This is a genomic window from Allobosea sp., from assembly GCF_030694325.1.
In the GTDB taxonomy this organism is placed as follows: Bacteria; Pseudomonadota; Alphaproteobacteria; order Rhizobiales; family Beijerinckiaceae; genus Allobosea.
Genome location: NZ_JAUXYO010000098.1, coordinates 1 through 10,779, shown reverse-complemented (window position 1 = coordinate 10,779; position 10,779 = coordinate 1). Strand labels below are relative to the sequence as shown.

Genomic DNA, 10,779 nt, shown 5'->3' with positions numbered 1-10,779 from the left:
GTGATCGAAGTCAACGTCCACCCTGCCGCCTCCTGGCGCGAGGCGGTGGACATCACCGCCGGCCTCTACGAGGAGGCCCGCCAGACGCGCCTCGGCGCCGAAAAGTTCATGATCGACGGGCGCCACACCGGCACCGGCGGCGGCAACCATGTCGTGCTCGGCGGCGTCACCCCACCCGACGCGCCGTTCCTGCGCCGGCCGGACCTGCTGAAGAGCCTCGTGCTCTACTGGAACCGCCCCCCCTCGCTGTCCTACCTGTTCTCGGGCCTGTTCATCGGCCCGACGAGCGAGGCGCCGCGCATCGACGAGGCGAGGCACGACGCGCTCTACGAGCTCGAGATCGCGCTGGCGAGCATTCCCGCCCCCGGCGCGCCCGCGATCCCGCTCTGGCTGGTCGACCGGCTGCTGCGCAATCTCCTGGTCGACGTCTCCGGCAACACCCACCGCAGCGAGATCTGCATCGACACGCTCTATTCGCCGGACGGGCCGACGGTCCGGCTCGGACTGATCGAGTTCCGGGGCTTCGAGATGCCGCCGGATGCGCGGATGAGCCTGGCGCAGCAGCTCCTGGTGCGGGCGCTGATCGCCTGGTTCTGGCGCGAGCCGCAGACCGGCCCGCTGGTACGCTGGGGCACGGCGCTGCACGACCGCTTCATGCTGCCCGAGATGGTCTGGCAGGATTTCCGCGAGGTGCTGGCCGATCTCGGCGGCGCCGGCTACGCCTTCGATCCGGTCTGGTTCGAGGCGCAGGCCGAGTTCCGCTTTCCCTTCTTCGGCAAGGTCGAGCATGGCGGCGTCGAGATCGAGATCCGCCAGGCGCTCGAACCCTGGCACGTCATGGGCGAGGAGGGCGCGATCGGCGGTACCGTGCGCTATGTCGATTCCTCGGTCGAGCGGCTCCAGGTCAAGGCGAAGGGGCTGGTGCCCGGGCGGCACCTCGTCACCTGCAATGGCAGGCGCCTGCCGATGACGCCGGCCGGGACCACGGGCGAGAGCGTCGCGGCCGTGCGCTTCAAGGCGTGGCAGCCGGCGTCGGGCCTGCACCCGACGATTCCCGTCCACGCGCCGCTGACCTTCGACATCGTCGACACCTGGGTCGGGCGCTCGCTGGGCGGCTGCGTCTATCACGTCGCCCATCCCGGCGGTCGCAATTATGAGACTCCGCCGGTGAATTCCTACGAAGCGGAGGCGCGGCGGCTCGCACGTTTCGAAGCGATCGGCCATACTCCCGGCGCGCTGGCGATTCCGCCCGAAGAGCGCAGCGCCGAATTCCCGCTGACCCTGGATTTGCGGCGCCCGGCCGGAGTGTAGACCCAAGCGATGGCATTGCAGCGCCGATCCCCCTCCGCGCGCGTGAGGACAGAGCGGCGCAACGCTCTGCTGGCGGATTATCGCCCGCTGCCCGGCGTCTATGACGAGATCGTCGGTGCGGACGGGCACGTTCGCCCGCAATGGGAGCCCTTCCTGACGGAGTGGTGCGCCTTCTCGCCCGACGAGCTGAACCAGCGCTTCGGCCTGGCCGACCGGCATGTCCACGACACCGGGGTCTCCTATCGGGTGCATGGCGACATCGATCCGCGCGACCCCACCGCGGGCGAACGGTCCTGGCCGCTCAGCCATGTCCCGCTCGTGATCACCGGGGCGGAATGGCAGACAATCGCAGCCGGGGTGGCGCAGCGGGCGCAGCTCCTCGGCACGCTGCTCGACGACATCTACGGCCCCGGCGACATGATCGCCAACGGGCTCCTGCCGGCCTCGGTCGTCACCGGCAGCCCGGACTATCTGCGGCCGCTGCAGGGCGCACCCGGGGGCGGGACGCTGCAGCTCTACGCCGCCGATCTCGGGCGCGGACCGGACGGCCGTTGGTGGATCCTCCAGGACCGCACCCAGGCCCCCTCGGGAACGGGCTATGCCCTGGAAAACCGGCTCGCCTTGTCGCGCGCCTTCCCTGACATGTTCCGGACCATGAACATCGAGCGGCTGGCGGCCTTCTTCCAGGGCTTCCGTGCCGGGCTCGTCGCCCGCTCCAAGCGCGTCGAGCCGCGCATCTGCCTGCTGACGCCGGGGCCGCTGAACGAGAGCTATTTCGAGCAGACCTATCTGGCGCGCTATCTCGGCTTCCTGCTCGTCGAGGGCGGCGACCTCGTGATGCGCGAGGGCCGTGTGCATGTGCGTACCATCGCCGGGCTGAAGCGGGCGGACGTGATCTGGCGGCGCATCGACGGGGATTTCGCCGATCCGCTCGAGCTGAACGCCTCCTCCGCACTCGGCGTCGCCGGACTGGTCCAGGCGGTGCGCAAGGGTTCCGTGCATGTCGCCAACGGGCTGGGCTCGGGCGTGGTCGAGGCGCGCGCGCTGATGGGCTTCCTCCCGGCGCTGGGCGAACGCCTTCTCGGCGAGGCGATGATCCTGCCCAATGTCGCGACCTGGTGGTGCGGCCAGCCGCGCGAACGGGCGGTGGTGCTGGAACGCTTCGACGATATGAGCATCGCGCCGGCCTTCCGCAGCGCCGGCGGTGGGCTCGATGCAGGCCCCGTCGTCGTGGCCGACCTCCCGGCCGCCGAGAAGGCGGCGCTGCGCCGCCGGATCGAGGCGCGCGGCATGGATTATGTCGGCCAGGAGGTGGTGCGGCTGTCGACCACGCCGGTGTTCCAGAACGGCCGTCTGCAGCCGCGCCCGATGACGCTGCGCGTCTTCGCCGCCGCCACCCCCGACGGCTGGAAGGTGATGCCCGGCGGCTTCTGCCGCATCTCCGACGAGCGCGACGCGCGCGCCGTCAGCATGCGCAGCGGCGTGCGTTCCAGCGACGTCTGGGTGACGTCGGACGCGCCGGTCGAGCAGGTCTCGCTGCTGCCGGCGCCCGACCGCATCAGCATCCGCCGCGTGACCGGCACGCTCCCGAGCCGAGCGGCCGACAACCTGTTCTGGCTCGGGCGCTATCTGGAGCGGACGGAGGCGACGCTGCGCCTGGTGCGCGCGCTGCTCGGCCGGCTGATCGATACCGACCCGGCGCAAGGTCGCAACGAGACGTTGAAGCGCCTCGCCAATCTGCTGGTGGCCTGGGGCGCGGCGCCCGGCGGCCGCGGCCAGACCCCGGCCAGTCAGGCCTCGGCCGCCCTGCACGCGCTCGACGAGTACGGCTCCGCCATCGCGACCATGCGCGAGGCAAGGCGCACCGCCTCCGTCATTCGCGAGCGGCTGTCGGTCGATGCCTGGCGGCTCTTCGGAGACATGCAGGACCAGCTCACCCTGGCGGATGGGCGCGAGCCCAGCGAAGGCGAGGCCTATGAAATCGCCGACCGGGCGCTGAAGTCCCTCGCCGCCTTCTCGGGGCTCAGCCAGGAGAACATGGTGCGGGGGCCCGGATGGCGCTTTCTCGACATCGGGCGCCGGCTCGAGCGCGGCATCGCGACCTGCCGCTTCGCCCGCCATTTCGCTGAAGCGAACGCGCCGGGCGACGCGCTCGACGCGCTGCTCGATCTGACGGATTCACAAATCACCTATCGCTCGCGTTACCTGCTCGGTGCCAGCCTGCAGCCGGTGCTCGATCTCGTGATGCTCGATCCCTACAATCCGCGCTCCGTGGCCTTCCAGATCGACAGGCTCGACACGGAAATCCGCGATCTGCCGTCGCTGACCGAGGATGGCATGCTGGAAGCGCCACGCCGGCTGATCCTGAAGCTCGCCGCGGAGTGCCGGACGGCGGAGGCCGCGCGGCTCGACCGGACCAGCATCCTGCTGTTCGAGCAATTGCTGATGGGCGTCTCCAGCGCCATCGCCGATCGCTACTTCCTCCAGAACAGCGGCCCGGAAGGCTCGCGCCTCACAGGCATCGCGTGATCTACGACCTTCGGCACATCACGACCTACGCCTATAGCCGTCCGGTCCCCTTCGCCCGCTGCATCCTGCGGCTGCAGCCGCGCGACGATGGCGGACAGAGTGTTTCCCGCAGCGAGCTGACCGTGACCCCGCGCCCGGCCGAGCGCGACGACGGCCTTTGCTTCTTCGGCAACCGGATGACGACGCTGACGATCGCGAAGCCGCATCGTGAGTTGAAGGTCGAGTTGCGCGCGCGTGTCGAGGTCAGGCGGCCCCAGGCGCCCTTCCCCGGCCTGACCCGCAGTTGGGAGGATGTCGGCGAACAGGCTCTGGCCTCGGCCAGCCTCGCTCCCAATTCGCCGGCGCACCACCTCTACCCCAGCCGTCTCGTGCCGCCCGTCGCCGCCGTGACCGATTACGCGCGCAGCAGCTTCGCGCGGAAGCGGCCGGTGCTCGAGGCGGCGACCGAGCTGATGGCGCGCATCCGGGCCGACTTCACCTATGATCCGGAGGCGACCGAGGTCTCGACGCCGCTGGAAGAGGCTTTCCGCGAGCGGCACGGCGTCTGCCAGGATTTCGCCCATGTCATGATCGCGGGGCTGCGTGGGCTCGGACTTCCGGCGGCCTATGTCAGCGGCTATATCCGCACCGTGCCGCCACCGGGCGAGAAGCGGCTCGAAGGCGCCGACGCCAGCCATGCCTGGGTCATGCTCTGGTGCGGGCCGGAGACCGGTTGGATCGGGCTCGACCCGACCAACGACCTGATCGTCGCCGACGATCACATCGTCACCGCCTTCGGCCGCGACTATGCCGACGTCTCCCCACTCGATGGCGTGGTGATCGGGCCGGGCTCGCAGAAGATCGGCGTGGCCGTGGACGTCATCCCGATCGGCTGAGCGCCGGCGGTCGGCCGAAGCACGGCTTTCTTTTTATTGGTTGCCATGGCAACTTGTTGCTCGCGCAGACGCCGGTCCGGCGGCGCGGGGAGGATCTCTTGCGAACCCAGGTCGCCATCATCGGGGCCGGCCCGTCGGGCCTGTTGCTCGGCCAGTTGCTGCATCAGGCCGGCATCGACAGCGTCATCCTCGAACGCAAGAGCCGCGACTATGTGCTCGCGCGCATCCGCGCCGGCGTGCTCGAACAGGGCACGGTCGGCCTGCTCGACAAGGTCGGGGCCAGCGGCCGACTGCACGCGGAGGGCCTGCCGCATGACGGTTTCGACCTGCTCTTCGGCGAACAGCGTCATCGCATCCCCCTGAGCGAGCTGACGGGCGGGCGGCACGTCACCGTCTACGGGCAGACGGAGGTGACGCGCGACCTGATGGACCAGCGCGCCGCGCAGGGCGGCAAGACCATCTTCGAGGCCGAGAACGTGACGCTGCACGGTTTCGACGGCACGAGCCCCTCTGTCACATTTATAGAAGGCGGCCAGCCGCAGCGCTTGGATTGCGACGTCATCGCCGGCTGCGACGGCTATCACGGCGTCGCCCGCGCCAGCATTCCGACGAGCGCGCTGCGCGTGTTCGAGCGGGTCTACCCTTTCGGCTGGCTCGGCATCCTCGCCGACGTGCCTCCGGTCTCCGAAGAGCTGATCTATGCCCGCAGCCAGCGAGGCTTCGCGCTTTGCTCGATGCGGTCGTCCACGCGCAGCCGCTACTATGTCCAGTGCGGCACCGACGAGCGGGTCGATGCCTGGTCCGACCAGCGCTTCTGGGACGAGTTGCGCCGTCGGCTCAATGCCGAAACGGCCGAGGCGTTGGTCACCGGTCCCTCGATCGAAAAGTCGATCGCGCCGCTGCGCTCCTTCGTGGCCGAGCCGATGCGCTTTGGCCGGCTGTTCCTGGCGGGCGACGCCGCGCATATCGTGCCGCCCACCGGCGCGAAAGGGCTCAACCTCGCCGCCAGCGACGTGCATTACCTGTTCGAGGCGCTGCGGGAACTTTTCCTCGACCGGTCGGAAGCCGGAATCGACGCCTATTCGCAGAAGGCGCTGGCACGCGTCTGGAAAGCGGAGCGCTTCTCCTGGTGGCTGACCTCGCTGATGCATCTCTTCCCGGAGCAAAGCCCGTTCGAGCAGCGCATGCAGCAAGCGGAACTCGACTATCTCGTCTCGTCAGAGCACGCGATGGCGGCGCTTGCGGAGAACTATGTCGGGCTGCCCTACTGACGGTCCCGATCAGGCGGCCTGCGGCTCCTGCCGCGTGGCGTGACGCTCGCCCCAGTCCTTCAGGGCGACGATGACCGGTTCGAGCGTTCGCCCTTTCGTCGAGAGGCTGTATTCGACGCGCGGCGGCACCTGCGGATAGACGACGCGGAGGATCAGACCGTCGGCCTCCAGCTCACGCAGTTGTGTGGTGAGCATGCGCTGGGTCACGCCGGGAACGCGCTTGCGGATTTCGTTGAAGCGCAGCGTCCCGCTCATCAGGTGATAGAGCAGGATTCCCTTCCATTTGCCGCCGATCAGCCCCAGCGCGGCCTCGACCGGGCAGCCTTCGGCACAATAGGGCTCCTGAAAGCGGGGCGGCATCACGGTATCCTTTTCGGCACTATCGGCGGAAATTGTGCGTTCTTGCGATATCCGAGAATAGGGGTCATCTCGCCTGCATTGCAACGCAGGAGCCCTCGACCATGCGCGCCATCGGATATCGTGAACCTCAGGACATCAGCGCCGACACCAGCCTGATCGCGCTCGATCTGCCGGAGCCCGTCGCCAGCGGACGCGACCTTCTGGTCGAGGTCAGGGCGATTTCGGTCAATCCGGTCGATACCAAGGTCCGGCGCAATGCGCGCCCCCCGGAGGGCGAAGCCCGCATCCTCGGCTGGGATGCGGCGGGCGTCGTGAAGGCGGTGGGTCCCGAGGTGACGGCCTTCCGGCCCGGCGACGCGGTGTTCTATGCGGGCGCGCTGAACCGCCCCGGCGCCAATATGGAGTTCCATCTCGTCGACGAGCGGATCGTCGGCCCCAAGCCGAAGAGCCTGTCCTTCGCCGAGGCCGCGGCCCTGCCGCTGACGATGATCACGGCTTGGGAGATGCTGTTCGACCGGCTGAAGGTCCGCGATCCCGTGCCGGGCGCGGCGCCGGCGCTTCTCGTCGTCGGCGGCGCGGGCGGGGTCGGGTCGGCGGCGATCCAGCTCGCGCGCCGGCTGACCGATCTCACCGTCATCGCCACCGCCTCGCGGCCCGAGACCCGGGCCTGGGCGAACGAACTCGGCGCGCATCACGTCGTCGACCACAGCCGCCCGCTGGCGGACGAGGTCGCGGCGCTCGGCCTTGGAGCGCCGGGCTTCGTCTTCTTCACCACCCACACCGCCCAGCATCTGCCGGAGGTGCTGAAGCTCATCGCGCCGCAGGGGCGGCTCGGCGTCATCGACGATCCTGCGACGCTCGACGTGATGCCGCTCAAGAACAAGTCGCTGTCGCTGCACTGGGAGCTGATGTTCACCCGCTCGCTGCACCAGACGCCCGACATGCAGGCGCAGGGCGATCTGCTGGCCGAAGTGGCGCGGCTGGTCGATGCGGGCGAGCTGCGCACGACGCTGACCGAGAGCTTCGGCCGGATCGACGTCGCCAATCTCAAGCGGGCCCATGCCCTGCTCGAAAGCGGCCGGGCGAAGGGCAAGATCGTGCTCGAAGGCTTCTGAGCCTCAGGCGGGCGTCGGGAACTCCGAGCCCGCCCATTCCACGGGCACGTCGAGGGTTCCGGCGGCGATCGCTCTCGCCGCGGCCTCGATGCGGCCGCGGATCTCGCTCGGCACGGAGGGGGCCATGATCAGGCGCACCGCCTCCGGGGTCTCGAGCCCGAGCCGCTTGATCTCGCCGGTGGCGAATTTGCCGGCCGTGAAGTCCGCCACCGCATCGAACAGGGCGCGGCCGGAATCGGCGAAGGCGGAGGCGATGAAGACGTCAGGCGCGATCGCGGTCCAGTCGCCGACATTGCCGATCTGCATGACGCCGCGCTCACGGCAGGCGGCGGTGACGCCGTCGCGCCCGGCATTGAGCATGGTGAAGATGACCTGCGCGTCCTTGGCGATCATCGCACGGGCGACCTTCTCCGAGAGGGCGTTGTCGTCCTGATTGCCGGAGAAATTGGTCAGCAGGATCACCTTCGGATCGGCATGGGCAACACCGGCGGCATAGGCGGCGCGGCCCTTCAGTCCCGGCGTCACCCGGATGCCGGACATGTGGCCGACCACGCCGGTGCGGGTCGTCAGGGCCGCCAGCATGCCGGCGAGAAAGGCCGACTGCTCCTGCAGCACCTCATAACTTGCGAGGTTGGTCCCCGTCACGTTGCCCTGGGTCACGGCGAAACGCACCGCCGGGAACTCGGCGGCGACGGCCTTGGCGGCGGCGTTGTTCTGGCCGCCATGGGCGATGACGAGATCGGGGCCGGCGGCGGCGAGTTCGCGCAGCGCGGCCGTCAGTTCCTCCGGCTTGGGCTGGACACCCTGCCGGAAGGCGACCGAGACGCCGAGGCGGGCTTCGGCCAGCTTCAGCCCGTCATAGCCCGCCTGCATGAAGCCGCGATCGTCGATGCGCCCGGCGAAGAGCGCGGCGACCTTCTTCGGGGCCTGAGCCCGCCCGAGAGTCGGCAGGGAGGCGGACGAGATCAGGGCGAGCGCGGTGCGGCGGTTCGGACGAAGCAGGGTCATCGCGGTGGGGTCACTCCGGTTGAGATCAGCCCGAAGCAAAGACCAGATCGGCCCCCGCTGCAATGTCGGAGGACCGGGCGGCGCGGCGGCCGCCCGGTCCAGAGTCGCCTCACGCCAGCGTGTAGGCCGTCTTCACCGTGGTGTAGAACTCCTTGGCGTAGGCGCCCTGCTCGCGGGGGCCGTAGCTCGAGCCCTTCCGGCCGCCGAAGGGCACGTGGTAGTCGACGCCCGCGGTGGCGAGGTTGACCATCACCATGCCGGCCTCGGCATTGCGCTTGAAATGCGTCGCATGCTTCAGCGAGGTCGTGCAGATGCCCGAGGACAGGCCGAACTCGGTATCGTTGGCGATGGCGAGCGCTTCCTCGTAGTCCTTGACCCGGATGATGTTGGCGACCGGGCCGAAAACCTCCTCGCGCGAGATCCGCATGCTGTTCGTGGTCTCGGTGAAGAGCGCCGGCTGGAGGTAGAAGCCGGGCGTCTCGCGGTTCAGCAGTTCGCCGCCCCAGGCCAGCTTGCCGCCCTCGTCCTTGGCGATCTGGATGTATTTCAGGTCCTGGTCGAGCTGGCTCTGGTCGACCACCGGGCCGATATGAGTGCCGGCCTTCAGCGCGTCGTCGACGACGACGCCCTTGAGACGTTCGATGCAGGCCTCGACGAATTTGTCATGGATGCCGGCCTGGACGATCAGGCGCGAGGACGCCGTGCAGCGCTGCCCGGTGGAGAAGAAGGCGCCGGTGACGGCGGCCTCGACCGCGACCTTGAGGTCGGCGTCGTCGAGCACGACGAGCGGGTTCTTGCCGCCCATCTCGAGCTGGACCTTCTTCATCGGCGAGGAGGCGATGCAGGCCTCGGCGACCTTGCGGCCGGTCGCGACCGAGCCCGTGAAGGAGATGGCGTGGACGTCCTTGTGCTGCAGCAGCGCCTGGCCGACGACCGAGCCGCGGCCCATGACAAGGTTGAGCACGCCCTTGGGCAGGCCGGCGCGCTGGATGATGTCGACCAGAGCCCAGGCCGAGCCCGGCACCAGATCGGCCGGCTTGATGACGACGCAGTTGCCGTAGGCGAGCGCCGGGGCGATCTTCCAGGCGGGAATGGCGATCGGGAAGTTCCAGGGCGTGATCATGCCGACGATGCCGACCGGCTCGCGCGTGATCTCGACGCCGACGCCCGGACGCACCGAGGGCAGCGCCTCGCCCGACAGGCGCAGGCACTCGCCGGCGAAGAAGGCGAAGATCTGGCCGGCGCGGCCGGCCTCGCCGATGCCCTCGGCCAGGGTCTTGCCCTCCTCGCGGGAGAGCAGGCGGCCGAGTTCCTCCTTGCGGGCGAGAATCTCGTCGGAGGCCTTCTTCAGGATCTCGTAGCGCTCCTGCGGGCCGGAGCGGCTCCAGGCCGGGAAAGCGGCCTTGGCGGCCGCGACGGCATCGTTGAGCTGTTCGACCGTGCCCTGCGCATATTCGCCGACCACGTCGTTGGTGTCGGAAGGATTGATGTTGCGCGAAGCATTCGTGCCACCGGCCCATTCGCCGGCAATCAGGTTCTTGAACATCTCGGTCATCAGCGGCCTCCCACGGCGTTTTGTGTTCGTGGGGCGGTTTAGCCGCTTTGGGGCGCGATGGCCAATGCGGGCCCGGGCATCGGCCCTGTCCCGCCATGCATGATGGCCGCGCTCAGAACTCGGCGTCGAGCTCTTCGACGTCGTCGGGTTCGGCTTTGGCGGCCTCGACCCAGCGGCGCAGGGCAGGCCAGGCCGAAATCGTCCGGCAATAGGCCTGGCAGGCGGCGTCGAGCGCGACGTCATAGGTCAGGAAGCGCAGGCAGACGGGCGCATACATCGCATCTGCCATCGTCAGCGTCTTGCCGAACAGATAGGGCCCGCCATAGCGCTGCAGGGTGTCGCGCCAGATTTCGGTGACACGGTCGATATCGGCCTGGGCTCCGGCCCAGACCTTGAAGCCGGGATAATGCGCCTTGAGGTTCATCGGCAGCGCCGAGCGCAGATTGGCGAAGCCCGAATGCATCTCGCCGCAGATCGCGCGGCAATGCGCGCGTGCCGCGGCATCCTTCGGAACGAGGCCGGCATCGGGCCTGATCTCGTCGAGATAAGCCGCGATGGCGAGCGTATCCCAGACCTTGATGCCCTCATGGGTCAGGCAGGGCACCAGGAAGGAGGGCGAGAGCAGCAGCAATTCGGCCCGCGTCGAGGGGTCGTCGGCAGAGAGCATGTGCTCCTCCACCTCAAGACCCGCCATCATGCAGAGCAGCCAACCACGCAGCGACCAGGACGAGTAGTTCTTGCTGCTGATGGTCAGT

9 protein-coding genes are annotated in these 10,779 nt (G+C 68.9%); 5 read left to right on the top strand and 4 right to left on the bottom strand.

Features of this window, described 5'->3' with window-relative positions; translation table 11 throughout:
* The 4 genes from Q8M82_RS05990 to pobA form a co-directional block, all read left to right on the top strand.
* Positions 1 to 1,311, top strand: a 1,311-nt coding sequence (locus Q8M82_RS05990) for a transglutaminase family protein (protein ID WP_305690465.1), incomplete at its 5' end; no start/stop codon positions are given.
* A 42-nt stretch (positions 1,312 to 1,353) separates the two neighbouring features.
* The gene (locus tag Q8M82_RS05985; protein WP_371126250.1) at positions 1,354 to 3,840 is read left to right on the top strand and encodes a circularly permuted type 2 ATP-grasp protein; all 2,487 of its coding nucleotides are present in this window, start codon (positions 1,354 to 1,356) and stop codon (positions 3,838 to 3,840) included.
* On the top strand, positions 3,837 to 4,715 hold the full coding sequence (locus tag Q8M82_RS05980) for a transglutaminase family protein (protein ID WP_305690463.1): 879 nt from the start codon (positions 3,837 to 3,839) through the stop codon (positions 4,713 to 4,715). Before Q8M82_RS05985 ends, Q8M82_RS05980 begins: the two co-directional genes overlap by 4 nt.
* Positions 4,716 to 4,813: 98 nt before the next feature.
* Positions 4,814 to 5,986, top strand: a complete 1,173-nt coding sequence (pobA, locus tag Q8M82_RS05975; protein ID WP_305690462.1) for a 4-hydroxybenzoate 3-monooxygenase — start codon at positions 4,814 to 4,816, stop codon at positions 5,984 to 5,986.
* Between the two features lie 9 nt (positions 5,987 to 5,995).
* Here the strand turns inward: pobA and Q8M82_RS05970 are convergent, their stop codons facing one another.
* Positions 5,996 to 6,346 carry a winged helix-turn-helix transcriptional regulator gene (locus Q8M82_RS05970; RefSeq protein ID WP_305690461.1) on the bottom strand — a complete coding sequence of 117 codons (351 nt, stop codon included), beginning with the start codon at positions 6,344 to 6,346 and terminating at the stop codon, positions 5,996 to 5,998.
* A 101-nt stretch (positions 6,347 to 6,447) separates the two neighbouring features.
* On the opposite strand from Q8M82_RS05970, the gene Q8M82_RS05965 reads away from it, so the two are divergent.
* Positions 6,448 to 7,461 carry a zinc-binding alcohol dehydrogenase family protein gene (locus Q8M82_RS05965; protein ID WP_305690460.1) on the top strand — a complete coding sequence of 338 codons (1,014 nt, stop codon included), beginning with the start codon at positions 6,448 to 6,450 and terminating at the stop codon, positions 7,459 to 7,461.
* 3 nt (positions 7,462 to 7,464) lie between these two features.
* On the opposite strand, the gene Q8M82_RS05960 is transcribed toward Q8M82_RS05965, so the two are convergent.
* The 3 genes from Q8M82_RS05960 to Q8M82_RS05950 form a co-directional block, all read right to left on the bottom strand.
* The gene (locus tag Q8M82_RS05960) at positions 7,465 to 8,469 is read right to left on the bottom strand and encodes a BMP family protein (RefSeq protein ID WP_305690459.1); all 1,005 of its coding nucleotides are present in this window, start codon (positions 8,467 to 8,469) and stop codon (positions 7,465 to 7,467) included.
* Between the two features lie 109 nt (positions 8,470 to 8,578).
* Positions 8,579 to 10,024, bottom strand: coding sequence for an aldehyde dehydrogenase family protein (locus tag Q8M82_RS05955; protein WP_305690458.1), 1,446 nt, complete (start codon positions 10,022 to 10,024; stop codon positions 8,579 to 8,581).
* Between the two features lie 112 nt (positions 10,025 to 10,136).
* The gene (locus tag Q8M82_RS05950; RefSeq protein WP_305690457.1) at positions 10,137 to 10,778 is read right to left on the bottom strand and encodes a glutathione S-transferase family protein; all 642 of its coding nucleotides are present in this window, start codon (positions 10,776 to 10,778) and stop codon (positions 10,137 to 10,139) included.
* Position 10,779 lies beyond the last annotated feature (1 nt).